The sequence below is a fragment of the Paraburkholderia sp. XV genome (assembly GCF_020177535.1).
Classification (GTDB): Bacteria; Pseudomonadota; Gammaproteobacteria; order Burkholderiales; family Burkholderiaceae; genus Paraburkholderia; species Paraburkholderia caribensis.
This window is the reverse complement of sequence record NZ_JAGUUD010000009.1, coordinates 67,761-88,437: the sequence shown is the minus strand read 5'-3', so window position 1 is coordinate 88,437 and position 20,677 is coordinate 67,761. Positions and strand designations below refer to the sequence as shown.

Annotated in this window: 38 protein-coding genes; 26 read left to right on the top strand and 12 right to left on the bottom strand. The window is 60.8% G+C overall.

The features are described from left to right. Nucleotides 1–5: 5 nt before the first annotated feature. The 7 genes from KFO72_RS07610 to KFO72_RS07580 all read right to left on the bottom strand — a co-directional run bounded on the left by KFO72_RS07610 (nucleotide 6) and on the right by KFO72_RS07580 (nucleotide 3,727). Nucleotides 6–455: a hypothetical protein gene (locus tag KFO72_RS07610; protein ID WP_225031794.1), complete on the bottom strand. Its 450-nt coding sequence runs from the start codon at nucleotides 453–455 to the stop codon at nucleotides 6–8. A 25-nt stretch (nucleotides 456–480) separates the two neighbouring features. Further along, nucleotides 481–963 (bottom strand): hypothetical protein, encoded by a 483-nt coding sequence (locus KFO72_RS07605; RefSeq protein ID WP_225031793.1) that lies wholly within the window; start codon nucleotides 961–963, stop codon nucleotides 481–483. 32 nt (nucleotides 964–995) lie between these two features. Further along, entirely contained in the window at nucleotides 996–1,244 is a 249-nt protein-coding gene (locus tag KFO72_RS07600) for a hypothetical protein (protein WP_225031792.1), read from the bottom strand. Between the two features lie 258 nt (nucleotides 1,245–1,502). Next, nucleotides 1,503–2,693: a hypothetical protein gene (locus tag KFO72_RS07595; protein WP_225031791.1), complete on the bottom strand. Its 1,191-nt coding sequence runs from the start codon at nucleotides 2,691–2,693 to the stop codon at nucleotides 1,503–1,505. Continuing rightward, nucleotides 2,690–3,232 (bottom strand): MmcB family DNA repair protein, encoded by a 543-nt coding sequence (locus tag KFO72_RS07590; protein ID WP_225031790.1) that lies wholly within the window; start codon nucleotides 3,230–3,232, stop codon nucleotides 2,690–2,692. Before KFO72_RS07590 ends, KFO72_RS07595 begins: the two co-directional genes overlap by 4 nt. Beyond that, the gene (locus KFO72_RS07585) at nucleotides 3,219–3,488 is read right to left on the bottom strand and encodes a MarR family transcriptional regulator (protein ID WP_225031789.1); all 270 of its coding nucleotides are present in this window, start codon (nucleotides 3,486–3,488) and stop codon (nucleotides 3,219–3,221) included. Before KFO72_RS07585 ends, KFO72_RS07590 begins: the two co-directional genes overlap by 14 nt. Continuing rightward, complete coding sequence (locus tag KFO72_RS07580; RefSeq protein ID WP_225031788.1) at nucleotides 3,488–3,727, bottom strand: hypothetical protein; 240 nt, start codon at nucleotides 3,725–3,727, stop codon at nucleotides 3,488–3,490. Before KFO72_RS07580 ends, KFO72_RS07585 begins: the two co-directional genes overlap by 1 nt. Nucleotides 3,728–3,773: 46 nt before the next feature. Between KFO72_RS07580 and KFO72_RS07575 the strand changes: the two genes are divergently transcribed. Then, nucleotides 3,774–4,304, top strand: a complete 531-nt coding sequence (locus KFO72_RS07575; RefSeq protein ID WP_225031787.1) for a DUF4145 domain-containing protein — start codon at nucleotides 3,774–3,776, stop codon at nucleotides 4,302–4,304. A 115-nt stretch (nucleotides 4,305–4,419) separates the two neighbouring features. Here the strand turns inward: KFO72_RS07575 and KFO72_RS07570 are convergent, their stop codons facing one another. Then, nucleotides 4,420–4,620, bottom strand: a complete 201-nt coding sequence (locus KFO72_RS07570; RefSeq protein WP_225031786.1) for a hypothetical protein — start codon at nucleotides 4,618–4,620, stop codon at nucleotides 4,420–4,422. Beyond that, nucleotides 4,620–4,841, bottom strand: coding sequence for a hypothetical protein (locus KFO72_RS07565; protein WP_225031785.1), 222 nt, complete (start codon nucleotides 4,839–4,841; stop codon nucleotides 4,620–4,622). Before KFO72_RS07565 ends, KFO72_RS07570 begins: the two co-directional genes overlap by 1 nt. A gap of 153 nt (nucleotides 4,842–4,994) precedes the next feature. Between KFO72_RS07565 and KFO72_RS07560 the strand changes: the two genes are divergently transcribed. Continuing rightward, entirely contained in the window at nucleotides 4,995–5,378 is a 384-nt protein-coding gene (locus tag KFO72_RS07560) for a hypothetical protein (protein WP_225031784.1), read from the top strand. 623 nt (nucleotides 5,379–6,001) lie between these two features. Here KFO72_RS07560 and KFO72_RS07555 read toward each other — a convergent pair. Next, entirely contained in the window at nucleotides 6,002–6,265 is a 264-nt protein-coding gene (locus tag KFO72_RS07555) for a helix-turn-helix domain-containing protein (RefSeq protein WP_225031783.1), read from the bottom strand. Between the two features lie 31 nt (nucleotides 6,266–6,296). Here KFO72_RS07555 and KFO72_RS07550 point away from each other — a divergent pair, with 31 nt between their 5' ends. The 5 genes from KFO72_RS07550 (at nucleotide 6,297) to KFO72_RS07530 (ending at nucleotide 8,738) form a co-directional block, all read left to right on the top strand. Beyond that, nucleotides 6,297–7,064 carry a helix-turn-helix domain-containing protein gene (locus tag KFO72_RS07550; protein WP_225031782.1) on the top strand — a complete coding sequence of 256 codons (768 nt, stop codon included), beginning with the start codon at nucleotides 6,297–6,299 and terminating at the stop codon, nucleotides 7,062–7,064. Then, nucleotides 7,039–7,278, top strand: coding sequence for a hypothetical protein (locus KFO72_RS07545; RefSeq protein WP_225031781.1), 240 nt, complete (start codon nucleotides 7,039–7,041; stop codon nucleotides 7,276–7,278). Before KFO72_RS07550 ends, KFO72_RS07545 begins: the two co-directional genes overlap by 26 nt. A gap of 86 nt (nucleotides 7,279–7,364) precedes the next feature. Further along, nucleotides 7,365–7,817 (top strand): hypothetical protein, encoded by a 453-nt coding sequence (locus tag KFO72_RS07540; RefSeq protein ID WP_225031780.1) that lies wholly within the window; start codon nucleotides 7,365–7,367, stop codon nucleotides 7,815–7,817. A 55-nt stretch (nucleotides 7,818–7,872) separates the two neighbouring features. Then, nucleotides 7,873–8,286: a helix-turn-helix domain-containing protein gene (locus tag KFO72_RS07535; protein WP_225031779.1), complete on the top strand. Its 414-nt coding sequence runs from the start codon at nucleotides 7,873–7,875 to the stop codon at nucleotides 8,284–8,286. Next, complete coding sequence (locus KFO72_RS07530; protein ID WP_225031778.1) at nucleotides 8,283–8,738, top strand: hypothetical protein; 456 nt, start codon at nucleotides 8,283–8,285, stop codon at nucleotides 8,736–8,738. Before KFO72_RS07535 ends, KFO72_RS07530 begins: the two co-directional genes overlap by 4 nt. Before the next feature lie 273 nt (nucleotides 8,739–9,011). Here KFO72_RS07530 and KFO72_RS07525 read toward each other — a convergent pair whose 3' ends face one another. Further along, nucleotides 9,012–9,488: a hypothetical protein gene (locus KFO72_RS07525; RefSeq protein WP_225031777.1), complete on the bottom strand. Its 477-nt coding sequence runs from the start codon at nucleotides 9,486–9,488 to the stop codon at nucleotides 9,012–9,014. Between the two features lie 193 nt (nucleotides 9,489–9,681). Here KFO72_RS07525 and KFO72_RS07520 point away from each other — a divergent pair, with 193 nt between their 5' ends. The 15 genes from KFO72_RS07520 (at nucleotide 9,682) to KFO72_RS07450 (ending at nucleotide 17,703) form a co-directional block, all read left to right on the top strand. Further along, nucleotides 9,682–9,891 carry a hypothetical protein gene (locus tag KFO72_RS07520; protein WP_225031776.1) on the top strand — a complete coding sequence of 70 codons (210 nt, stop codon included), beginning with the start codon at nucleotides 9,682–9,684 and terminating at the stop codon, nucleotides 9,889–9,891. 7 nt (nucleotides 9,892–9,898) lie between these two features. After that, nucleotides 9,899–10,171, top strand: a complete 273-nt coding sequence (locus KFO72_RS07515; protein ID WP_225031775.1) for a hypothetical protein — start codon at nucleotides 9,899–9,901, stop codon at nucleotides 10,169–10,171. 184 nt (nucleotides 10,172–10,355) lie between these two features. Further along, a complete protein-coding gene (locus KFO72_RS07510) occupies nucleotides 10,356–11,015 on the top strand; it encodes a hypothetical protein (RefSeq protein ID WP_225031774.1) in 660 nt (219 codons plus the stop codon). Nucleotides 11,016–11,105: 90 nt separating this feature from the next. Further along, nucleotides 11,106–11,474: a hypothetical protein gene (locus KFO72_RS07505; protein WP_225031773.1), complete on the top strand. Its 369-nt coding sequence runs from the start codon at nucleotides 11,106–11,108 to the stop codon at nucleotides 11,472–11,474. Nucleotides 11,475–11,624: 150 nt separating this feature from the next. Beyond that, nucleotides 11,625–12,059, top strand: coding sequence for a hypothetical protein (locus tag KFO72_RS07500; protein ID WP_225031772.1), 435 nt, complete (start codon nucleotides 11,625–11,627; stop codon nucleotides 12,057–12,059). Between the two features lie 13 nt (nucleotides 12,060–12,072). Continuing rightward, the gene (locus KFO72_RS07495) at nucleotides 12,073–13,830 is read left to right on the top strand and encodes a ParB/RepB/Spo0J family partition protein (protein ID WP_318248430.1); all 1,758 of its coding nucleotides are present in this window, start codon (nucleotides 12,073–12,075) and stop codon (nucleotides 13,828–13,830) included. After that, nucleotides 13,827–14,084: a hypothetical protein gene (locus tag KFO72_RS07490; protein WP_225031770.1), complete on the top strand. Its 258-nt coding sequence runs from the start codon at nucleotides 13,827–13,829 to the stop codon at nucleotides 14,082–14,084. Before KFO72_RS07495 ends, KFO72_RS07490 begins: the two co-directional genes overlap by 4 nt. Before the next feature lie 58 nt (nucleotides 14,085–14,142). After that, nucleotides 14,143–14,580: a hypothetical protein gene (locus KFO72_RS07485; protein WP_225031769.1), complete on the top strand. Its 438-nt coding sequence runs from the start codon at nucleotides 14,143–14,145 to the stop codon at nucleotides 14,578–14,580. Nucleotides 14,581–14,646: 66 nt separating this feature from the next. After that, nucleotides 14,647–15,180 carry a hypothetical protein gene (locus KFO72_RS07480; protein ID WP_225031768.1) on the top strand — a complete coding sequence of 178 codons (534 nt, stop codon included), beginning with the start codon at nucleotides 14,647–14,649 and terminating at the stop codon, nucleotides 15,178–15,180. Then, nucleotides 15,180–15,392, top strand: a complete 213-nt coding sequence (locus tag KFO72_RS07475; RefSeq protein WP_225031767.1) for a hypothetical protein — start codon at nucleotides 15,180–15,182, stop codon at nucleotides 15,390–15,392. The genes KFO72_RS07480 and KFO72_RS07475 overlap by 1 nt, the downstream gene beginning before the upstream one ends. A gap of 60 nt (nucleotides 15,393–15,452) precedes the next feature. Beyond that, entirely contained in the window at nucleotides 15,453–15,665 is a 213-nt protein-coding gene (locus KFO72_RS07470) for a hypothetical protein (protein ID WP_225031766.1), read from the top strand. Further along, nucleotides 15,662–16,033 (top strand): hypothetical protein, encoded by a 372-nt coding sequence (locus tag KFO72_RS07465; protein WP_225031765.1) that lies wholly within the window; start codon nucleotides 15,662–15,664, stop codon nucleotides 16,031–16,033. Before KFO72_RS07470 ends, KFO72_RS07465 begins: the two co-directional genes overlap by 4 nt. Nucleotides 16,034–16,052: 19 nt before the next feature. After that, on the top strand, nucleotides 16,053–16,490 hold the full coding sequence (locus KFO72_RS07460; protein ID WP_225031764.1) for a hypothetical protein: 438 nt from the start codon (nucleotides 16,053–16,055) through the stop codon (nucleotides 16,488–16,490). A 195-nt stretch (nucleotides 16,491–16,685) separates the two neighbouring features. Then, on the top strand, nucleotides 16,686–17,426 hold the full coding sequence (locus KFO72_RS07455; protein WP_225031763.1) for a hypothetical protein: 741 nt from the start codon (nucleotides 16,686–16,688) through the stop codon (nucleotides 17,424–17,426). A gap of 100 nt (nucleotides 17,427–17,526) precedes the next feature. After that, nucleotides 17,527–17,703 (top strand): Lar family restriction alleviation protein, encoded by a 177-nt coding sequence (locus tag KFO72_RS07450; protein ID WP_225031762.1) that lies wholly within the window; start codon nucleotides 17,527–17,529, stop codon nucleotides 17,701–17,703. On the opposite strand, the gene KFO72_RS07445 is transcribed toward KFO72_RS07450, so the two are convergent. Beyond that, nucleotides 17,700–18,167 carry a hypothetical protein gene (locus KFO72_RS07445; RefSeq protein ID WP_225031761.1) on the bottom strand — a complete coding sequence of 156 codons (468 nt, stop codon included), beginning with the start codon at nucleotides 18,165–18,167 and terminating at the stop codon, nucleotides 17,700–17,702. The two genes, KFO72_RS07450 and KFO72_RS07445, sit on opposite strands and share 4 nt — an antisense overlap. Nucleotides 18,168–18,204: 37 nt before the next feature. Here KFO72_RS07445 and KFO72_RS07440 point away from each other — a divergent pair, with 37 nt between their 5' ends. The 4 genes from KFO72_RS07440 to KFO72_RS07425 are packed head-to-tail and all read left to right on the top strand — an operon-like array spanning nucleotide 18,205 to nucleotide 20,672. Then, on the top strand, nucleotides 18,205–18,678 hold the full coding sequence (locus tag KFO72_RS07440) for an ASCH domain-containing protein (protein WP_225031760.1): 474 nt from the start codon (nucleotides 18,205–18,207) through the stop codon (nucleotides 18,676–18,678). Beyond that, nucleotides 18,675–19,262: a hypothetical protein gene (locus KFO72_RS07435; protein WP_225031759.1), complete on the top strand. Its 588-nt coding sequence runs from the start codon at nucleotides 18,675–18,677 to the stop codon at nucleotides 19,260–19,262. The genes KFO72_RS07440 and KFO72_RS07435 overlap by 4 nt, the downstream gene beginning before the upstream one ends. Next, nucleotides 19,259–19,486, top strand: a complete 228-nt coding sequence (locus tag KFO72_RS07430) for a DUF4224 domain-containing protein (protein WP_225031758.1) — start codon at nucleotides 19,259–19,261, stop codon at nucleotides 19,484–19,486. The genes KFO72_RS07435 and KFO72_RS07430 overlap by 4 nt, the downstream gene beginning before the upstream one ends. After that, nucleotides 19,455–20,672, top strand: coding sequence for a tyrosine-type recombinase/integrase (locus KFO72_RS07425; RefSeq protein WP_225031757.1), 1,218 nt, complete (start codon nucleotides 19,455–19,457; stop codon nucleotides 20,670–20,672). The genes KFO72_RS07430 and KFO72_RS07425 overlap by 32 nt, the downstream gene beginning before the upstream one ends. Nucleotides 20,673–20,677 lie beyond the last annotated feature (5 nt).

Here is a 20,677-nt window from a genome sequence, read left to right as displayed (position 1 = left end):
CGCTGTCAGCCTTCCGTTGCGCGCACAGCGTCGCCGTCGTCCGGATCAGCCTTGCGATCCTCGTCGGACGTATCGTCGTCGAGCGCTTCAGCGTCGGCCGCGCGATCCTCAGCTGCACGATCTTCGGCTTCGGCGGCATCGCCGACGTCGGCATCGGTTGCGATAGCGGCGCGCGGAACGCTGTATGCGACCGCGCTCACGGACAACGTGTTCAGATTCGGTTTCACGTCGTCGAACGAATGGCCGTCGTATGACAGGTAGCCGGAAAGGATGACCTGAACGTCTTTCGAATCGTCGTCGCGAAGCAGGTCGATGAAAGATCCGGCGATTGCGACAACCGGATCGCGGTCAATGCGGTGGAGCGGCTGCGATGCGACGATCGCGTCCATTTCGGAGGCGACGCGCGCCTTCGCTTCCGCTTTCGTGGGTACGGTGAAACTAATCGAGTAGCTCATGGGGATGCTCCGGGGTCGATGGTTATCACCAACTGCGACTGGTGAGGTCTTCCACGCGCCAGCCATGGCGGCCGTCACGTTGAATGGCGAGAAATCGAAACGGGTATTGCGCGGCCGCGACCTTCGTCTTTGCGCGCGCGTCGTCTGTCCAGCGGCCTTTCACCTCTCGGAATTCGAGCTGGCCAGCTGCCGTGATGACGGGAAAATCGATGGTGATGAACGTGTTGTCCGCGAGGCGCAGCTTGATTGCCTCAAAGCGGTACCAAAGGATCTCGCCGGCGTGCAGCTGCGGCTTGAGTACTTCCGTCTCGTACGCGGTTTCGGTCTTGTTCTGCTTGCCGCGCGCGCCTCGGCCGAGCTGCTGCATGCGCTCGACAGGCGTCAGCGCGCCGCCCACCATCCGTGATATCGAAGGGTCGAGCGGAACGAGCGCGGTCGACTGCATGCGCGCCGCCGCACCAGCTATCTCGCTAACGATGCGTGCGGTACCGACCATGCCGCCGCGCACGGCACTTTGCGGAAGGCGAACGGCTCCCTTGCTCATAGACCACCGTTCCAGATAGCGACAACGTGCGCGATCGCCTCTTCGGAGGACGGCAGGCAGTATTGAATCGTCAGCGTGGCGTCGCACGAGCTGCAATCAATGCTTGCCACCCACGAATCAAACTCGATCTGATCGTCACGGACGTCGCCAGCGGCGGAGCCGCAGAAGCGGCAACGCGCCAGCTTCTGCGTCAGCGAGCCATTGCCAATGAACGACGTGCCGTCGGCGTTGATCGCGGTCTTCAAAACAGCCTCCCGGTGAGAACCGTCCAGAGCGATCGCAAGAACGACGTGCGCTCGGGCACCGGTCGCGCTTCCCACAGGTCGGCATGCGGTCCGCACGAGCCCGCGAGGCTGCGCATGGATGCGCATGTGCTCACCCAGCCGTTGATCGGATCGAGCGGCGAAATCGGGTGGCGGCACGCCATGGGTAGATTCGCCGGCGGGTTCAGGCCTCCATGGCGGCTGGTCACGCACGTGCGCGGCGGCGCGCTGGGTTCGAACTCAGGACGCATAGTCGTCAATCGGCATAAGCGCATCGCCGAACGCCCGGCGAGCGAATTGGTAGAGGTCGAGGGCGTTGAAACGCGTGGCGTCGGCCAGGACGAATTCGGCGGCGCGGCGGTCTTTCGAAGCCTTGACGACGAGCACGCGGTAGTAGCGCCAATCCTCTTCGGCCTTGCGCGGCCGCACGCTGAGCTCGGCGGCGCGTGCATCGACGCCCTCGGGCGTGAGGTGCCATTCGGCGGGATCAGCGCCAGCCGTACTGCCCGGCGGCGCGTTTTCGGCGGCGAGCAGCGCGTCGACGAACGTGGCCACGAAGCCGACGTATGTCGGGCGGTCATCGGTATCGCGCTTGCGCGCCGCCACCGCAGATGCGTGCGCCTCGCGCAGCTGCTCGAGCGTCAAGCCGTCGGCGACCCAGCGCAGCACGTGGACGCGATCGCGGCTCCGATCGATCGTCAGCTCTTTGCCCCGAGCGCGCTCCAGTTCGATCAGCAAGCCAGCGAGCTGGAGTTCGGTGTCCGGCTTTTCGTTTTTCGAATCAGCAGCAGCGGCAGCAGAGTTATCCACAGCGTCGCTCGCGCGCGTTGCTGCTGCTGTAGTCTCTGCAGTAGTCACCCCAACGTTAACGACCTGGACTTCGCCCGCTCCGCGAACAAGGTTTTGCCCGGTCGGCGGAGAAGGGTTTTCCAAGTTGGGGGGCTGGTCTTTGTCCACTTCGCGAGGTGGACTTTCCCCATTTCCCGAACTGGACTTTTCCAATTCCCCGGAATGGACTTTTCCCATTTCGGGAAGTGGACTTTTACCAAGCGGTGGAGCGGGCTTTTTGGACTTCGGCGCGCGCGCTTTGCGAGGCTTTTTAGCTGCGGGCCCAGCGGCGAGGATTTGCTCGAGCGCGTCCTCGTCGATGCGGAAATAGATCTTGTGCTCGATGCGCTTCTCGGTCTCGATCAGCACGCCTGAATCGCGCAGCGCGGCGCGCGCTGACCGCTGTTCCTCATAGGACAGGCCTGTCTCGTTCTCCAGCTCGGCCGACGTCTTGTGCACGCCGAGTTCGCTCGTGGTCTTGTCCTGCCAATAGAAGATCTGGCAGAACAGCACAGCGGCATTGACGCCGCCGAGATAGCGGGAGAGATACGGGTAATAGGCGATCGGGCGTCCCAACTCGCGCAATACGTCTGCGGCTCTCATGCGACACCTTCGCGGATATGACGAGGGATACGGCGCTGCGCATCGATGCGCTGTTCCCAGTAGCGGTAGTAGAGATTGCGGTGCCAGCGAGCGACAACCGCCTCGGAAACCTTCTGACGGCCGAGAACGTGCGGTGCGCGCGCGACCACAATCTCGTAACCGTCAGGCTGCGTGCTGAAATGGTCGATGCGTGCGGCCTTCACATGCCAGATGCCAGCCTGCGCTGGCACCCAAGCGGGCATGCCGAGCTGCTCGGGCACGACATAGATGAAGCGAGTGATCCAGTCGGGCATGCTCACCCACTTCGGTTTCGACAGATCCTTGCGCCAGTCGCCGATCGAGATCTTCACCTCGAGCTCAGTCGCAAAGCTTGCTTTTGAAACCATGATGAAATCCGCCCGATACTCGGCACCGGTCGTGCTGCGAACGGTCGCCTCGGGGATCAGGACGTTCGCGCGATGATCGACGTGTCGGCGGATCGCGGCCTCGACGAGACCAGCATTAATCGGCCGCGCGGGCTGGATGTCATTGCTGCTCATCGCGCGCCGCCACTTTCACGCGGTAAAACGTCCGGCCGTCGGCGCCGATCTCGTCGACGAAGCCTCGGCTCACGAGCGCTTCGACGTGCGTGCGCACGGCGCTAGGCGACATGCCGCACATGAACGACAGCCGGCGCACCGTGACTTCGCATTCGCACGTACTCTGCAGGCTCAGGTGCGACAGGCACAGCAGCACGATCTTCGGCATCGCGCGCAGCTCGATGTCCCACGTCAGATTGGAAAGATGGAAAGACATCAGGGATTGCCCCCATGAACCGTCGCGACAAGGCGGCCGATAAGCGCAATTACGAACGGCTCCTTCGGTTCGGCGATACGGTATAGTTCCGCGAGCCGACGAGTGGTGTCGGCGGCAGGCATCGCGAGGGCGACGCCTATTTCCTTGTCAATGCGACTGAGTTCAGCTCTCTTATCCATGGCAACCTTCGCTATCAAATGTCCGCACTGCTTGCGTGACAACACATCGTTCTCTGTCATCGCTACTCACCTTCATTCCGGAAAAGTGAACAACGGAACGAACGCCGTGGAGATCTTCGGCATTTGCAACGCGTGCAAACGAGGAGTGACGGGATCCGCATTCGTTATCTATCCAGCGGTGAGCGTTGCGCTAGAGACACTTCAGATTGCTATCGACAGCAACCCTCAAATCGCAATCAGCGGCTGGTTCCCAAAGCCTCCTGCGCCAGACGTTCCCGATCACTTGCCGGCTGCAGCGGCCCGCGCCTTTACAGAGGCCGAGCAGTTGCGCATAGCAGGCTTTCGCGGTCCAGCAGGAAACGCCTACAGGAGAGCTCTCGAAGCCGGCCTTCGCGAGGTCGACCCGGATCTGAAAGGGACGCTCTATGCGCGCATAGAGAAACTCGCCGAGACGGGCCGCCTGACAAGCAACATGAAAGATTTTGCACATCGAGTTCGCACACTCGGCAATGAGGCCAGTCACGAAACGCCCGTGGTAGAAGATGACGAGATCGATAACCTCGCCATCTTCACTAAGCTGTTTCTGATGTATCAATTCACACTCCCCGGAATGCTGCCTCCACGCGCTGCAGAATGATTTGGCGGCTCATCGCCTTCGTACACGCACTCACGCAAGACCCAACCCCCGCATAAGTGAACTGGCACTCGCCAATGCACTTGTGCGGAGACCTGGTTGAACAGACGAGCACTGCCTAATCGCTCCCACCGCGTCCCGGCTTGGGCCGCGATTCGAATTCGTGGACTAACGGATGCAATGCGCCGTATGCGCTTCGCAGCACGTGATAGCCCAGCAAGACTGGTGTCGAGACCCCTTCCCTCGCCGCCCTCACCGCCAGTTCCGCCGCTTCGGGCGCTGGCAGCGTAACCAGCACGCTGGCCTTGTCTTCGCTCATCAGGCCAACACCATCCCGCCGCGGGCCGTTTCGGCACTGACGTCCATCAGGTTCACAGGCAAATTCCCAACCGTGCCGAACAGCTGCAGCTCGGCGAGACGACACAGCGCCGCGGAATCGCTCTCGATACCCTGCAGGCGCTTGAATGCCTGCAGGCCGCAATACACGCGGTCCGGCAGGCGGGTCTTAACTTCATTTCGGTACTGCACGCGGCGTCGCATTACGACCTCCATGGCTAGATGGGTTAAAAATGAAAACCGAAAAAGCGTTACGCGGCGCCCATTCGAGCGCACGCATGAAATTGGTGAGGGTTCACAGCCCGTTTAGAATCGGTGGCTCCCACACGCACCGCTTCTTCACAGAAAGGAACCCTCATGGAAACCATCAGACTTCTGAGCTGCAACTTCGCGAACGACGCCGTCGAGATCGAAGCTCGCACGGACGATGGAGCCGACCGCAGCTTCCGGCTACCAATGCCGGACTTCATGATCGCGACGCGAAAGATCCAGGAAGAAATCATCGCGTTGCAAAGCAAGGAATCACCGGCGCCCCCGGCACAGCCCGCACCGTTATCTGTCGTACACCCGAAGTCGATAACCATTCAGCAAGAAGCGCTGACTGGGGATCCGGTACTCGTGTTCGATCTGCTTGCCTTGGGACGCTTTCCGGTTCAGGTGCCGCAAAACTCACTGCCGTCGCTTCTCCAAGCACTCGCCGCATTCTTGTCACAGGGGCAAGAGCCTCAAATGCCGAACTGACTCTCATCTCGGACGCCCTCCTCGTGCGGGTGGGGATTCACACCCCGTTTAGAATGGGTGGCTCCTACACGTACCGTTTCCTCACTAAAAGGAACCCTCATGACCGACAGCGCGTTGTACGTGTATGTGTACCGTTCGCCATTCGGGACGCTGACGATACGACCGGACATACGTCGACCAGAAGATTGGTTGCTCATCTTCGAAACGCCGGAACTTGCGTCGAATGGAAGGATCGTCAAGCGGCTCACCGTGGTCCCCAAACGCTGGGAATCAGCCGGAGCAGTCGCCGATGCAGTGCTCTTGCAACGGACCGGATGGGACCTATGGGATTCGTTGCCGCCTGTTGTCTTTCCTGCGTCATTGGCGGACTGGACGATAGTCGAGTCCCCGGGGGCCACGTCAACTCCACCGGACGCTCCAGCCGGATAACCTCGCCTTTCTTGAGTGCCGGCCCGCGCATACCCGTTTCGAAATTGGGAAGCGGGAGTGAAGCGCGACGGAACGCGTTGATCTCTCTCGCCCGTTGGTTAAGCGCTTCCCTCCAGTCGCTGCCAGGGAAGGTCTTCGTGCTCCGGGTCAGTCGGCCGCCGCGACGCGCAAACTTCGATTTGAACTGGCGCATTTCAAACGCCCTCCTCGTGTTGCACGGCAGCCGGCGCGGCGACGGGGTTCAGCAAGCTCTCTCGCGACACCTGGCCGCCGGTCACACGCTCGATCGCGGATGCGTAATGAGACTCGCCGGTCCATTCCGTCCTCGGCAGGCGACCGCGCGCCGCCCACTTCTTTACGGCCTGGTACGTAACCGGTCGCTCAATCAGCTCATTCAAAGCCTTGGTAAAGGCAGTGACTCCGCCGGCGTGCTGGATCGCTTGTTCGATGAGGTTCATGGCGGGAATTTTAGAACCTACGGTTACCAAAATGCAAGAACTGATTTCTGAGCCGCCGGCGTGGACAATAGAACCTATGGTTATTGAAGAAAGACGACAGGCTTTCGCGGCACGCCTGAACGAGGCGCTCGACGACATCAAATTTCCGGCTAAGGGACGCGGTCGGCAGCAGGCGCTCGCCGATCAGATGCAGGTTTCGCAGAAGGGCGCGAGGAAGTGGCTCGAAGGCGAAGCAATGCCCGAGCAGATTCGGATGGAAGCGATGGCCGATTGGCTTCGCGTCAATTTCGAGTGGCTGGCCAAAGGTACCGGCGACAAGCGCTCATCGCTTTTCAATCCCCACACTGGGCTGCACTACGAGACATATGTAGTAGGCGGAACAATTACGCCGATTCCCGAGGGACACGTGGACGCGCCGCCGCGCAACCAGTCGCCGCGAGACTTTGCGTTCGCGAAGATCCTGTCGGCAGTTGACGAGCAAACGCGAGCCGCTCGCCTAACTGCCGATGATGCAACTCTCCTTGGCGCGGCAGTGATGGCAGCGCGAGGCAAGATGGATCCTGCGATCCGAGCCGCAATACTCTTGATGTTGAGTTCCCAAACCGTAGGTCAGGAGCAGAAAGCGCCTTCTGATCAAGGAAATGTTAATTCTGCGGATGCTCAAAACTCAGATTCTGGCGATATCCCGTCTGGGTCAACATCCGCGGCTGACTTCGCCAGGCGCACGCGAGCCGACGTCCGATCGGCAGCGCACTCCGAGGACGGCAAACCACATGACCCACGAAAACACGGAACCTGATGTCGTAGACCTGGCCAGCTATAAGGCAGCCCGCGCTTACCAGGAAAAGCAATCGGATGCTGAAGTAGTCACTGACGTGCGCTTTGCGATCACACGCGGCGGAAACATTGTCCCGACAGCTATACGGGTGGCCGAACTTCATCGGCTGGCGGTGCTGGGGTGGTGCCTCGAAATGTCGGTAGGCATGCTCGATGGATATTTAGGTTCGCACTAAGCGTGCGGCCAACAAGCGCAGGCGAACGGAGGACTCAAGTTCGCCCTTGAGTTTCCGATAACCGAATTTATATACTGCGTGATATAGTGGCGGCCCCAGAACTTGTCAACGGCGCGTATCTGCGAGCTGATCTGGAAGTAATTTCTGCCCGCGAGGGTTCTACCCTTACGGCCGACAAGATTGATGCATTTCTTGATCAGGTCGATGAAAGCGAAGAAGCGGTGTGGAAGCTGACGCGCGATCGCGAGGAGCAGAACTATCCTGATCCCATCTTCAACTGCCAGCTCGTTGGATGCTTCCGCGACGCCGGCTATTTCGTGTACCGATTGAGACCGTTGAGAGCTTTGGGGCAGTTCAGGATCCTCTATGCATATGACGGCACCAAAGAAGAGATCCATCTTCTGGCCGTTGTCCGCAAGCGTCCGGAAGGCGCAGAGTTCGAGGGAGACGACACATATTATGGATATGAATTTGATCACCCAATTTCACAGCGGATCCGCGACGAGTATGACAGGCTCGGGCTCCCCAAATATCACTGAAGGCATCACCGTAGTGCAGTCCGGGGGCATCCCTGCGACGCGCCAAGTGGTGACTGTGAGCGCCGCCAGCGAGGTCGCGCCGCAGCAACGCCCGCGCCGGCGCAGTGCCGAGTCCGCGGCAAGGGAGGCAGCCGACCCGGCTTATCGCGAGCGAAAAAGGACCGCTCGCGCGGCGCTCGCCGCCGAGATTGCCGGGGGACGGCCTCCTTCATCCTTGGCGGAACTGAGAATGGCGAAGGGTTTGTCCCAAAGTGACCTGGCCTCCAAAACCGGAATGACCCAGCCGCACATTGCGAAGATCGAGGCCAGGAAGCTCGGCATTCAACTGGTTACGGCACGCAAGATGGCCTTGGCACTGAACACCTCAATCGATCAGCTAGCGGAGCTGGTTCTGCCTCTGGAGGCTGATACCCTTCTGAGCCCGCCAACTTCCGCACGAAACGACACGGTTATCGTGGAGAACAAATGACGCGTGTAGCCTACAGTCATTTTTGCGATGACGTTCGCCCAGAGCTTGGAAACAAGTTGTCAGTAATGGGCATATATTCGGGCGAATTGTTCGTTCCAGTCGCGCCGTTTGTCTTATCGAAGCTGTGCTGCGTGCTGGGTTGCATGACTCCAACCGAGAAGCCCTTCACGTCGCTCGGCTTTTCCCTGACGGTAGATGGCAACGTGATCGCTTATGGCGAGATCCCCAAAGAGCAATTGGAAATGACCCTTCAGAACGTGAAGATTCGCGCTGAAGGACCCGATCCAGTGACTCGCTACTCCTCTTCAATGACGCTGGTACTCAGTCCGTACCTTATTGCAAATGCACACGTCATCAAGGCACATGCAATCGTAGACGGAGAACAGTTGCCCGCCGGCAGACTGTACATAACGCCGCAGACTGTGCAATCGGCAGTTCCGCCCCAGACGTAATCGGGCATTCCCGCCTACCGAAAAGCCCGCCTTGCGCGGGCTTTTTTTCGCCCATCAGAACCTCGGTTACAAAAAAAGTTACCTTAGGTTCTTTACAATAAGAACCACAGGTTCTATGCTTCGCTCCAACAGATCGCAACACAGGAGCGAACGATGTCCCAGCAACAGCAAACAATGCCAAGCCAGCGCGGCCTGCGCGCTGTTGCCTGCGGCGCAAAAAGTAGAACGCGCGCAACCGCAGTGCGGAGCGCGCGTCTTTACGGCGACCTCAATTCATGCCATCGCGCGAAGAAATTTGCTCCACAAATTCAACGGAGCTACCCAGTCCTCGCGGCCGGCAGTTCTGACGTTCGCGTTGTAAGCGACGTCGTCAAGTCCCTTCATGCCCGACGGGCCCTCGGCCTGCAGGCGAACGAGTTCGGCGTCGAGTTCGTCGAGACTCATCGAATCGCTTCGAGCCTTCAGGTCGGCGAATCTGGCTTTCATTGCCCGATGCTCCAGCTTCTTCTCGGTCGCACCGATTGTGCGTTCAAGAATAGCGCCCGCTGCCACGACGCCGGCAACCCACGCGGCTGCGACCTTGTGGTCAGCGGTTACGGTGTACACGATCGCGCTACCGCCGAGCAACGTGATCGCGCCGAATATCCAGTCGATGCGACCGAAGAACCGTTCGTTCAACGCGTTCCAGCACTGGCCATAACTAACGTCCAGCTTTGCTTCGTACTTTGTGCGCTCGTAGCTCTGATTCATCGTGATCTCCCGATATTCGTTGCGGTGACGGCGGTGCCGGCTGGGGTGGTGGGTTTCGCCTTGGCGGCACGTTTGCGTGTTCCCTGTGCAAGTTCACGGTGGCTCCTCGTTGTGGTTGGGATGGGTTGGTTCGCGGCCCCCATTCTATTCGAGGACGCCACCACCCCCTTTCGCGGCATTGGTGAGGTTTGAGATGAGCGACATCCGTCAATCCGAACCTGCGATCCGGCCGAGGCGTGGCGTTCGCACCGTGAAATCGGCGCTCCGTTTTGCGCGCAACGTTCTCGCGCTCCTCGGCGTGTTCTTCGTGTACCTGCTCTGGCATGGCTATTCGGCCTATGAGGCCGAGATGGCCGCCAGCTCGCAGGACGTTGCGTGCGTGAAGTCTGCGCGCTGCATGTGAGACGGCGATGCGCCCGACTCCTACCCGCCTTCCAGACGATCTTCTCGCGCCAGCGTGCCGCACGCTCGGCGTCGAGGGATCGCCCGATGAAGCGCTGCTCAATCCCGCTGTGCGCGCCGCCGTGCAGGCCGCAGTTCGCGCACAGATCGTCGGCCGCCCGCAGCGCCGCGCCGGTCGCCCGATCGCGCCGCGCGCCGCAGTGATCCAGACGACGCTGGGTTTCGACGACGACGTCGTCGACATCAAGCGCCGCGCCGCCAATGACACCGACGAGGACTGAAGCCATGGACGCGCTTGGTTATATCGGCCTCGCACTCGCATCGTCTGGCGCAATCGCCTGGACAGCGACCACGGTCTCGAAGCGTTTCGACGCTGCGTTCGATTTCAATCTCCCCGCCCCCGCGAACGATGACCGGGCTCTTACGGAGGCGTGGTCGCGGCGCGTTCTCCGTGATGGATTACCGATGAGCCAGCAGCTGCGCGAAGGCCTTCCCGAACTCCCTGCGCGTATGCGCGCTCTGCCGCTCGACGAGCGCGGCTATCCAGTGCCGTACTTCGTCGCGTGGATTGACGGTAAGCCTGACTTCCGTGTCGCTGACCAGAAGAAGTTGGCGATCTGCCACAACCGGCATTGCTGCTGGCTTTGCGGCGAGCCGCTCGGTAAGTACATGGCATTCGTCATTGGCCCGATGTGCGCCGTCAACCGTACTTCGAGCGAGCCGCCGTCGCACACCGACTGCGCGAAGTTCGCGGCATCGGCCTGCCCGTTCCTCGCGCGTCCGAAAGCTGTTCGGCGCGAAAGCGGCCTTCCCGAAGACCGCGTCGATCCGGCAGGCCTCGGCCTCTCGCGTAACCCGGGCGTCGCGCTGGTGTGGGTCACCCGTTCGTATAAGCCGTTCAAGGCGCCCGGCGGCGTGCTGTTCGAGATCGGCGAGCCCGAGCAGACCTTCTGGTATGCGGAGGGACGCGCCGCCACACGCGAAGAGGTGATGGAGTCGGTCCAGTCCGGTCTGCCGCGACTGTATGAACTCGCGCATCTCCAAGGCAATGCCGCGGTGATGGAACTCGATACGGCAGTTGCACGCGCCACGCGTCATTTCCCGCGGCACGCCGCACTTCCTTAATGGTTTCTCGGTGGTCTCTCGCTGCCTATCCCCGTGTAGCGAGCTTTGGTGGGCGGCTTGTTCAGCGCCCCGCTTTTTCAAGGACTTGAAATGACGACCTCAGAAAAATTCGATCAGTGGGCAATCATCGAACTGTTCGGCCACCAACGCATCGCAGGGCGTGTCACTGAACAGACGATCGGCGGTTGCTCCTTCGTGCGCGTCGACGTGCCAGCGTTTGAAGCAGTCGGATCGATAGCTGCCACGCAGGCCTTCACTAAGCTTTTCGGCCAAGGCGCGATCTACGCCGTCAATTTTGTCGACGAGGACGCTGCGCGACTCGTCGGAAGCCAAATCCGCGTCCAGCCGATCGACGAATGGTCTGTCCGTCGAGCGATCGAGAACCTTCCAGTCGGTAGCCGCGCCATCGGAACGAATAGCTCACAGTCCTCATTCCTTGAAGACGAACAGGCGTATTAGGCGCTCCGCGCCGGTGCCGACGCCGTGGCAGATCCTCGCCTCACTCCACGACCGAAGCATCGAACTGCGCGAAGCACATCGACTCATTCGCGCGCATCTGCGCGCCGCCCAGCGTCGGCGTATGGCGCGAACCGTGAAGGGATCACGACCATGAAATCAATCTTTATCTTCGACGACTCGCGCGCCACCGACGTCCAACGCGTTTTTGTCGCACTCGGCGAGGACGGCCAGCTCATCAAGCCTGTCGTATTCGATGAGCACACCGCGCCGCATTTCCTCTACGCGATGGGCGTCGAGCACACGTTCACTGCGTGTGACGTGGCTCTCGTCGCGGAGGCAGTTGAGTTCGCGCGCAAGACGTTGCTTCGTCGCTATGACGAAGTGTATGGCGTCGGCAACTGGATCCCACTCTACCTCATGCGTCCGCGCGAGATTGACGAGTGGCACATCGCGCTCTCGATCGCCCGGCAACGCGCCGCCGCGCGGCGGCAGGCCGCGGCAACTTTCACTGATCGTGCGCTGGCTGGGATCCTGCGCGACGTTCTGGCATCGGAGGCCTCGGCACATGGCGTCACGAAACATTAAGAGGCCAACGACCGTGCAAACAACACAAGACGCATCCGTCGACTTCATGCCGCTCGACTCAATCCGACCGTCGCCGACCAATCCGCGCAAGCGCTTCTCCGAAGCAGAGCAAGCCGAGATGATCGCGAGCGTGCGCAAGCATGGCCTACTTCAGCCGATGCTCGTGCGCCCGTGGCCGGACGAGCCGGGACTCTTCGAACTCGTCGCCGGCGAGCGCCGTCATCGCGCCGCCACTGCTGCAGGCTTGAAGGATGTGCCAGTGCTCGTGCGCGATCTATCGGACGACGAGGTGCTGCACATCCAGATCGTCGAGAACCTGCAGCGCAAGGACCTGCATCCGCTCGAAGAAGCCGACGGCTACAAGGTACTGTCGGATCGCGGCCACACGCTCGAGCAGATCTCCGACGAGGTCAGCCAGACGAAGACATACGTCGCGCAGCGGCTGAAGCTGTGCGCGCTCAATGCGTCGACGCGCAAGCTCTTCTTCGACGGGAAACTGAACGCGAAAACCGCGCTCGTCATCGCGCGCATGCCGACAGATCTGCAGGACAAAGCCGCAAAAGAGATCACGGCGTCGCGTTGGACAGGCGAACCCATGTCGCTGCGTGAGGCCTCGGACCATGTCCAGACCAATTACATGCTCCGGCTCGATCAGGCACCGTTCAAAACGGCTGACGAGCAACTGGTGCCCGCAGCTGGCGCATGCGGTCCGTGCCCGAAGCGCACCGGCAATCAGTCCGATCTGTTCGGCGACGTGAAGAGCAAAGACGTTTGCACCGATCCGGCGTGCTATGCGAAGAAGCGCGACGCTGCAGCCGCGCAGAAACGCGTCGAAGCTGAGGCAACTGGACGCAAGGTCATCGCGGGCAAAGACGCGAAAGTCACGCAACCGTATCAGCACGGTGCGTTGGTCGGTGGCTGGGTCAAGCTCGACGAGCGCTGCTACGACGATCCGAAGCAACGCACCTACCGTCAGATCATCGGCGCTAAGGGTGTGAAGTCGGCCGCACTGCTTGAGAGTCCGCACGGCGGCGAAATGATCGACGTCATGCAGAAGTCAGACCTGAAGAAGGCGCTGGCCGATAAGGGCATCCAGGCGCGCAGCACCGGCGCATCCAATCCGTCGCAATCCGCGGAGAACGCTAAGAAGAAAGCGGCCGATGCATATCGCGGCGAGCTTTTCCGACGGGTGCGCGCGAAACACGAGGGCACTGGGCTCGACGATTTTGATTTGAAGATCGTCGCCGTTACGTTCTATCGGCGTCTCTGGAACGAGAACCAGCGCCGTCTCGCGAAACTGTACGACTGGGGCTCGAAGGCGATCAGCGAAGCTGATTTCGCAAAGAAGGTCGACGAGTTTGAGCAGAACGACTCGGAGGCGCTGGGCCGTCTGGTGATGGACATCGCGCTGATTGGCGAATCGGTGGCCGACAACTATTCGACTGCAAAACCCGAGCTGCTCGAAGCGACGGCGCGCGTCCGCGGCATCGACCCCGGCGCCGTACGCAAGCAGATCGAGGGCGACATGAAGCCGAAGCGGCCGACGCCCACGCCCGCGAAGAAGACACCCGCCAGCGCACCGAAACCGCCAGCGAAGGCAGACGCCAAGAAGCGATTCGCGGTGAAGAAGGTTCCCGCCGCAAAGAAAGTGCCGGCGGCGAAGAAGAGCGCTGGTGTCAAGAAAACAGCGAAGAGCGCCTCGCCGGCGGAACAGTTCAACAAGGCTAACCCGGGCGTCGCGTGGCCCTTCCCGACTGACAACCGGCCATGAACGAGCAGCTCATCAAACTCGCGCGCGACGCCGGTCTGACTGTCGTTCTCGACGGCACGATCGGAACGCAGCACTACCACAGCGTGACGGGCTCCATCGACGCGCTCGAGCGGTTTGCCGCCGCATGTGTGAAGTCGCCGGCTCCGTCGACGCCGCGCACGTCGCCCGGCGCCGCGATGTTGTTGATGGCATCGCAGGCACGCGTGCGCGAGCTGGAGAAAGAAGTCGAGATGTATCGCAGCAGGGAAATTTGAATTGCAGCACCGGGCGCGGCCGGACCACCGCGCAATCAACCAACCTTTGGGGCAGACCATGAAGAAGCGCATCACCCTCGCAGTTGCAGCAGCTCTCGCACTCGCCGCGGCACCGGCCGCGTTCGCGGGCGGCTATTCGAACAATCAATCCTCGTCGTTCAGCGGCGGCTTCGGCTCGTCGTCGAGCACGTCGGGCGGCTCCCAGGCCTCGGCCGGACAGAACGGCAATGGCTATTCGTCGCAGTGGAGCAACTCGGCTGGCGGCGGCTATGCGATCGGCGGCACTGTCATCGGCGCCGGCGTCGCGTCGTACGGGTTCTCGGGTATCGGCGGTGGCGTCTCGGCGTCCGGCAGCTATACGGGCAGCACGTCGAACGCGAATGCCGGCGGCTACACGTCCGGCGATGGCTATGGCTCGAGCAAGTCGGGCGTCGGCACGGACGTGAGCGCATACGGTTACACGAACCTCGCCGGCAGCTATTCGTACGGCCACTAACGAAGAAGGCCTTCGGTACCGGAAATACCGAAGGCCCGAGCAACCACACCTTAGGGGGTGACCACGATGAACACGAAATCCACCGTCGTGCTGTTGATTCTAGCACTCGGTATTGCTGGCCACGCACATGCGCAAACGAGTACTACTGCGACCGCTACTCAGCAGTCTGCGGCCACATCCACCGCGCAAGGCACTATCCAGTTCTCTCAGACGCCGGAACATACGACGGAGACCGTTCGCAACGTTAGCGCGCCGGTGCTGGGTGCCTATGCCTCTTCTTTCTCCCAGATGAACTGCGGCCAGACGGTCCAGTTCGGCGGCGCGATCGCCGGCGTCTCGCTCGTCGGGGGCGCGTCGCACAGCCTGCAGGACTGCAAGCTCGAAGTCGCGGCCGCAGAGACAGTTCGCCAATCGACTGTCACAGAAGACCAGATCGTGAAGACGAATCTGCAGAAGGCTGCCGTGCTGATCCGCTGTCAGGTCAGCAAGGAAGTCTATGACGCATATCGCGCCGCCGGTTTCGATTGTTCGTTGAAACCCGCCGAGCTCGAGTCGCGTACCGATACGCAGCCGGCGAACTACCGCATCGCGGGCAAGTGATGCGAAACGAAGCCGCGCGCCGCCGGGCGCAGTTCCTCGAACGCGCGCGCACCTATGCAACATCGCACCGGCCCACCGACAACGCAGCGCACGGACTGTGCAGCGCGTTCGTCGAAATGCTCGCGTGCGATCGCGGTGAACTCGTGACGCTCACTGTCGGCAAGACGGTCATTGCGCGCGGAGCCGCACAACTGGGTAGTACGACGCGCTAACCCTCGGAGCGCGGCGTGGTTTGTCCGGGCTTCGGCCCGGACTTTTTTAAGGATCATCAGATGAGCTTCGATTACATCAAGAGCTATTACGGCGTCGACGTTAAGCGCGGACAGCGCGTCGAAGCCTACGGCAAACCGGGTGTCATCACCGGCGCCGACGGTCAATACCTGCGCATCCGCCTCGATGGCCAGAAGCACTCGAATAACTATCACCCGATCGACGGCATCAACTATGTCCCGGAGATCGCTGTCGACACGGGGAAGAACTCGTGAACAGACTTCTCTTGCTGATCGCGATTGCCGCACTCGCCGGGTGCAATGACGCTGACGTCGCATCGAGCAACCTATCGAAGGCCGCGGACAACTTCCAGATCGAACGTCGGGTCGTTTTCTACAACGGCATCACAGGCGAATACATTCTTAGCGTCGAGGGCCTTTGCAGCATCGGCAATAACGACAGGTCGCGCGAAGTATCGATCACATGCAAGACAGGTCCGAACAGCTACAAAAAGCACTTCCTTGGCCTTTCGGACAATGTGACGTACTTCGCGGAGCAGATTGATGCCGCAGACGTCAGCACATATCACTACAAGGTCATCTTTAAGCCGTCCGTGATCGTGTCGGACATCTCCGTCAAGTAAAGCTCAGGAAATCGAAATAATGGCCCGCAACCCTATTCTCATCGGACAGCCTGAAGAGATTGACCTCGTGCAGCCGCAAGTCCGCGCGATGCTGAACAACGAAGGTTTCTATATCGGCGGCGATACGAAACAAGCGCGGCTGATGGTGGCCCTTGTGTCGCAGGGCGGTCGTGTCTTCTGCCTGAAAGTCGATACAGAACTCGATCCCTCGCGCTTTCTTCCCAGCCTAACGCTGCACGGTCCCTACGGGCCGCAGCCGCCAGCAATGATGGATGAAAAACGCGCGATCGCCTTTATCGAACAATTCGAGATCGTCGGCGACAACAACGTATCACGCGAGCCGTCCGATGAAGAGAAGTTCGTGCTGCGCGAATTCGTGCTGCAGCTCTTCGATCCGCAGACCCTCGACGATTTGAATCGTGAAGAAGGCGTGGGATCCAGTTCGTCTGCGGGTTGATGGCTGGCATCCGAGCCTCCCAATACCGGCGATGGACGACGAGATTGTGACGGTGCGCGGGCGTCGGTATCGAATCCTCGAGGTACGAATGCGCGACAACCGCCTACGTCATCTCCACTGCATCGTGCTGCCGCCAGATGCTCCAGTTCTCGGGCGTCAGTTTCATTGGATATGGACACCTAGGAAGAAACGATCGTGACCGATATGAACAGTCAACGCGAACGCTTCGAGCAGATCTTGCGTCAGGTCGTCGCGCCAGATTACATCGATGACGTGCTAAGCACGGAAGGCGACGGCTATGCTGAATATGGCACCGTCCTCGCATGGGACGTATTCCAAGCGGCCGAAAAGTTATCCACAGAAAAAGTGGATAACCCTGTGGAGAGCGAGACGTCGAGCACGGTGCCGAGCGTGCATGTACGGGACATCAAAGGTCTCGACGAAGTGAAGCCGTTCGTCGATGCATGGATTCGACAGCGCGGCACGAGTGTGGACGGCCAGAGCTACGTCGCAGCGCTTCAACTTGCTGCGTACGTGAAAGCCGCACTCGCCGCCGCTCCGACCGTCGATGCTCCAAGCGAGCGGGAGACGGTTCCAAAGTGGGTATTTGATGGCATGACAAAGACGCTTGAGCCCGCGTGGAATTACATCCAAACGCATCAGGAGCAATTCGGCGCGATGGCCGGTGACGACAAAACCAAGATCATCGTCGATGAGTTTTTGAAACACTTTGCCAGCGAATCGGTAGCCATAGGAGCGCTGGACGAGCGGGAACGCGACGGTTCCGGATGTCCACACCCTGTATCGCACAAATGGGACGAGGACGGCGAGCGTTGCGAGAAGTGCGGCGACAAAGACTGGATGGCCGATCAATCTTGCAGTGAGCGATTGCTCCGCGCGGCTAGCGCCACAGCCAGCGACAAGGAGGACCAGTGAACACGATCACCCTCGGCGCATTGATTGGTGCCGTCTACATGGTCTTCGCGCTCGCGATCGGTATATCGATAGGAAAAGTGCTCAAAGCGAAGGGGCAGCGATGAGCGAGAACAGCCAGAACCTGCTGCCATGCCCGTTTTGCGGCGGCGAGCCGGAACTGAAACATCTGGGTCGCCACTACGGCGCGAGCTGCGCTGATTGGAAGTGCCAAGGCATGCAAGGCGCACTTATGCATCTCGACGGCCGTACGCACGACGAATTCCTGGGAGGTTGTTAATTGATGCGTTTGACAACCCGCAGAGGCGAAGCTGTTACGAGCTCTTTAGTACCAGCCGGAGTTGAGCCTGTCCAGTATTGGACCGCCAAGGTTCGTGCTTTCGGAAGAAAGCGCGTGTTGTCGAGCGCATATGTGGCAGTCAGTAGGGCGAATACGCCAATGTGTTGCGCGGCGTTCGGATCCACGAGCTCGACCTCATACAACATATTGATCCAGCCCATTTGGGCTCGTTGCTGCTCGGCATCCGCCTGCGAGAAAAATGCAAAGGCGCTCGTCAACCTACTGGGGGCGTTTGGTGCCAGTTGCAGGCGCGTCATTTCGAAGACCTGCTCAGCAGCGACGCGCCACGCGTTATGCACATTGGCATCTTGCGGATACAGCTCGATGATGCGCCCCCAGTTGCCAGGTTCAATGACGCTTCCGGGGGACAACTGGACGGAACACAAATGAAAGTAGCTCGACATATCACGGACGCCAATTTGCAAGGGGAGGAATCCTAGCATGAAAGCACTATCTGTTCGCCAACCATGGGCGTGGCTGATCGTGCGTCCTGATCTCGTCGGTGCCGCGCGCGCCGCCGCAATCGCGTCCGGCGAGATCAAAGACATCGAGAACCGCACCTGGCCGACGAAATTCCGCGGCCGCGTGCTGGTGCATGCGTCGAAGAGTATGACCCGTGCCGAATACGAAGGCGCTCAGGATCCGCTTTGGTCGCGCGGGGGCCCGACGATCGAGCTGCCGCCATTTGAGCAGTTGCAGCGGGGCGGCATCGTCGGAGCCGTCACGATTACGGCGTGCATTGCGCCAGCGGATCGCATCTCGAAGTGGCATGTCGACGGCGCCTACGGATTCCGTCTCGTCGACGCGCGCCCCGTTCCGTTCGTCGAATGCAAAGGCGCCCTTCAGTTCTTCGATGTGCCGCCCGACGTCGCCGCGCAGTTGCGCCAGATGCACGAACTCGGAGCGATCGCATGACGACGGCCTATCCGCTTCAATGGCCGACTGGTCGCAAGCGAACTGAATCGTATCGGCGATCGCGCGCGAAGTTCAGCACCACATTTGCCGTTGCGCGCGACGCGGTCGTCGCAGAGGTTCGCAGGCTCGGCGGCCGCAACCTCGTAGTTTCGACGAATGTCCCATTGCGACAGGACGGCCTGCCCTACGCGAACTTTCGCAAGCCCGATGACGAAGGCGTCGCCGTCTATTTCACATACGACGGCAAGCAGATGTGTTTCGCGTGCGACCGCTGGGACAAGGTCGAGCACAACATGCTGGCGATCGTCAAAACGATCGACGCGCTACGTGGCATCGCGCGCTGGGGCACTGGCGATATGATGGCGGCCGCTTTTACGGGCTTCGCGGCTCTCCCGGCTCCGGGCGCGGTACGCCCGTGGCGGGAGGTGCTCGGGTTGTCTCCGCATGAAACGAGCCTCGTCGAAGTGCGGCTCGCCTTTCGGCGCCGCGCGAGCGTCGCGCATCCGGACAAAGGCGGCTCGCATGACGTCATGACCGAACTCAACCTTGCCTTGGCGGCCGCCGAAAAGGAGCTGAACCGATGAGCGACTATCTCACCTCGACAGAACTGGCCGAACTCGTCGACTGCAGACCGAACCAGCGCGCCGCCATGATCAAGTGGCTCGATCAGAACCATTGGCGCTACGTCGTCGACCGCAACGGCCTGCCGAAGGTCGCGCGCGCTTATCGCGACATGAAGCTCGGCGTATCAACTGACAAGAAGACATCACGCTACGATGCATCGCCAAACCTCCAAGCGTTCAACTGAGCAACGCACCGCAAAGAACGAAACCACCGGCGTCGACCGACTGTATAAGCGCACGGGGGCTCGCCGCATCTCGTATTGGTACAAGTTCCCGGACGGCCGCAGCCAGACACTGGCCACGGCGCCGCTCGGCGATCGCCACATGATCGCGGTCGCCGAGCGCACTGCAAAGCGCCAGGCGCTCGACATTCAGGCCGGGCAGATCATCTCCGGATCCGTGGCCGAGATGATCGAGCGCTTTCGCGATGAGGTCGACCCGATGCATTACCGCGATCAGTCGCGCGAAGGCAAGCAGGTCCGCAAAGGTCAGTATGAGCGCCTCACGCGCTTCTTCGGCCGTATGGCACCGCTCAGTCTCGAGACAATCCACGGCTATCAATATCTCGACCAGCGCGCGAAGGCTGGCGCGCCGGCCGGCGCCAACAAGGATATGGCGCTCATGACGACGATCTGCAATTACGCGATCCGATGGGGTCTCGTGAAGGCGAACCCGTTCGTCGGGATGATGCAGAACAAAACCGAAAAGGATGTGCGCGCAATCGAGCGCGGTCAGGTCGTGCGCTTCTATCTGTGGGCGCTCAAGCAGGAGCAGTCATATCGGACGATGGGGCTCGCGGCGATGTTCTGCTATCTCACCGGCTTCCGTGCCGCCGAGATCCGCCCGTTCCACATGTCTGGCCTCGTCGACGCCGGCGTGCGCGTGGTGAATGCCAAGCGCAAGAAAGGCGAGAACGTCGTCGTGAAGTTGCGCGAATGGTCGTTGCGTCTGCGCGTTGTCGTCGAGCGCGCCAAGCGCGATCGCAAGGTTGCCAGCCTCTTTCTCTTCCCTAACCGCACTGGCCAGCCCTATTCGAAGAGCGGCTGGTCATCGGTATGGCAGGACGCGATGTACGCCTATATCGGCGCGTTCGATCCGGACATCGCGACCGAGTTCGAGGCGAAGAAGATGCGCGAGGCCGCGCAGCGAATCGCCAATCGCATCAACCGACCGATTCGCGGTGGCATGGAGCTCATGCTCACCGACCACCCGGAGTACTTCGCGCTCTCCGATATCCGGCCGACGGCGATCACCGCGAAGCTCTCGAATCGCGACGACGACGCGTACGATTTCGCCGCGCACGCGAACCCGAGCACGACGCATCGTCACTACGACAGGCGCAAGGTCAAGGTCGCAAAGGCAACCGAATGAGCCGA

What these genes read in the sequence shown, in the direction of transcription:
- KFO72_RS07570 (WP_225031786.1), bottom strand. Translation starts at nt 4,620, where the DNA reads ATGAGCGAAGACAAGGCCAGCGTGCTGGTTACGCTGCCAGCGCCCGAA.
- KFO72_RS07550 (WP_225031782.1), top strand. Translation starts at nt 6,297, where the DNA reads ATGCAAGAACTGATTTCTGAGCCGCCGGCGTGGACAATAGAACCTATG.
- KFO72_RS07610 (WP_225031794.1), bottom strand. Translation starts at nt 455, where the DNA reads ATGAGCTACTCGATTAGTTTCACCGTACCCACGAAAGCGGAAGCGAAG.
- KFO72_RS07510 (WP_225031774.1), top strand. Translation starts at nt 10,356, where the DNA reads ATGAGCCAGCAGCTGCGCGAAGGCCTTCCCGAACTCCCTGCGCGTATG.
- KFO72_RS07560 (WP_225031784.1), top strand. Translation starts at nt 4,995, where the DNA reads ATGGAAACCATCAGACTTCTGAGCTGCAACTTCGCGAACGACGCCGTC.
- KFO72_RS07470 (WP_225031766.1), top strand. Translation starts at nt 15,453, where the DNA reads ATGAGCTTCGATTACATCAAGAGCTATTACGGCGTCGACGTTAAGCGC.
- KFO72_RS07585 (WP_225031789.1), bottom strand. Translation starts at nt 3,488, where the DNA reads ATGTCTTTCCATCTTTCCAATCTGACGTGGGACATCGAGCTGCGCGCG.
- KFO72_RS07580 (WP_225031788.1), bottom strand. Translation starts at nt 3,727, where the DNA reads ATGACAGAGAACGATGTGTTGTCACGCAAGCAGTGCGGACATTTGATA.
- KFO72_RS07595 (WP_225031791.1), bottom strand. Translation starts at nt 2,693, where the DNA reads ATGAGAGCCGCAGACGTATTGCGCGAGTTGGGACGCCCGATCGCCTAT.
- KFO72_RS07515 (WP_225031775.1), top strand. Translation starts at nt 9,899, where the DNA reads ATGCGCCCGACTCCTACCCGCCTTCCAGACGATCTTCTCGCGCCAGCG.
- KFO72_RS07480 (WP_225031768.1), top strand. Translation starts at nt 14,647, where the DNA reads ATGAACACGAAATCCACCGTCGTGCTGTTGATTCTAGCACTCGGTATT.
- KFO72_RS07435 (WP_225031759.1), top strand. Translation starts at nt 18,675, where the DNA reads ATGACGACGGCCTATCCGCTTCAATGGCCGACTGGTCGCAAGCGAACT.
- KFO72_RS07520 (WP_225031776.1), top strand. Translation starts at nt 9,682, where the DNA reads ATGAGCGACATCCGTCAATCCGAACCTGCGATCCGGCCGAGGCGTGGC.
- KFO72_RS07525 (WP_225031777.1), bottom strand. Translation starts at nt 9,488, where the DNA reads ATGAATCAGAGCTACGAGCGCACAAAGTACGAAGCAAAGCTGGACGTT.
- KFO72_RS07565 (WP_225031785.1), bottom strand. Translation starts at nt 4,841, where the DNA reads ATGCGACGCCGCGTGCAGTACCGAAATGAAGTTAAGACCCGCCTGCCG.
- KFO72_RS07475 (WP_225031767.1), top strand. Translation starts at nt 15,180, where the DNA reads ATGCGAAACGAAGCCGCGCGCCGCCGGGCGCAGTTCCTCGAACGCGCG.
- KFO72_RS07460 (WP_225031764.1), top strand. Translation starts at nt 16,053, where the DNA reads ATGGCCCGCAACCCTATTCTCATCGGACAGCCTGAAGAGATTGACCTC.
- KFO72_RS07500 (WP_225031772.1), top strand. Translation starts at nt 11,625, where the DNA reads ATGAAATCAATCTTTATCTTCGACGACTCGCGCGCCACCGACGTCCAA.
- KFO72_RS07490 (WP_225031770.1), top strand. Translation starts at nt 13,827, where the DNA reads ATGAACGAGCAGCTCATCAAACTCGCGCGCGACGCCGGTCTGACTGTC.
- KFO72_RS07450 (WP_225031762.1), top strand. Translation starts at nt 17,527, where the DNA reads ATGAGCGAGAACAGCCAGAACCTGCTGCCATGCCCGTTTTGCGGCGGC.
- KFO72_RS07505 (WP_225031773.1), top strand. Translation starts at nt 11,106, where the DNA reads ATGACGACCTCAGAAAAATTCGATCAGTGGGCAATCATCGAACTGTTC.
- KFO72_RS07445 (WP_225031761.1), bottom strand. Translation starts at nt 18,167, where the DNA reads ATGTCGAGCTACTTTCATTTGTGTTCCGTCCAGTTGTCCCCCGGAAGC.
- KFO72_RS07555 (WP_225031783.1), bottom strand. Translation starts at nt 6,265, where the DNA reads ATGAACCTCATCGAACAAGCGATCCAGCACGCCGGCGGAGTCACTGCC.
- KFO72_RS07440 (WP_225031760.1), top strand. Translation starts at nt 18,205, where the DNA reads ATGAAAGCACTATCTGTTCGCCAACCATGGGCGTGGCTGATCGTGCGT.
- KFO72_RS07590 (WP_225031790.1), bottom strand. Translation starts at nt 3,232, where the DNA reads ATGAGCAGCAATGACATCCAGCCCGCGCGGCCGATTAATGCTGGTCTC.
- KFO72_RS07485 (WP_225031769.1), top strand. Translation starts at nt 14,143, where the DNA reads ATGAAGAAGCGCATCACCCTCGCAGTTGCAGCAGCTCTCGCACTCGCC.
- KFO72_RS07430 (WP_225031758.1), top strand. Translation starts at nt 19,259, where the DNA reads ATGAGCGACTATCTCACCTCGACAGAACTGGCCGAACTCGTCGACTGC.
- KFO72_RS07530 (WP_225031778.1), top strand. Translation starts at nt 8,283, where the DNA reads ATGACGCGTGTAGCCTACAGTCATTTTTGCGATGACGTTCGCCCAGAG.
- KFO72_RS07425 (WP_225031757.1), top strand. Translation starts at nt 19,455, where the DNA reads ATGCATCGCCAAACCTCCAAGCGTTCAACTGAGCAACGCACCGCAAAG.
- KFO72_RS07545 (WP_225031781.1), top strand. Translation starts at nt 7,039, where the DNA reads ATGACCCACGAAAACACGGAACCTGATGTCGTAGACCTGGCCAGCTAT.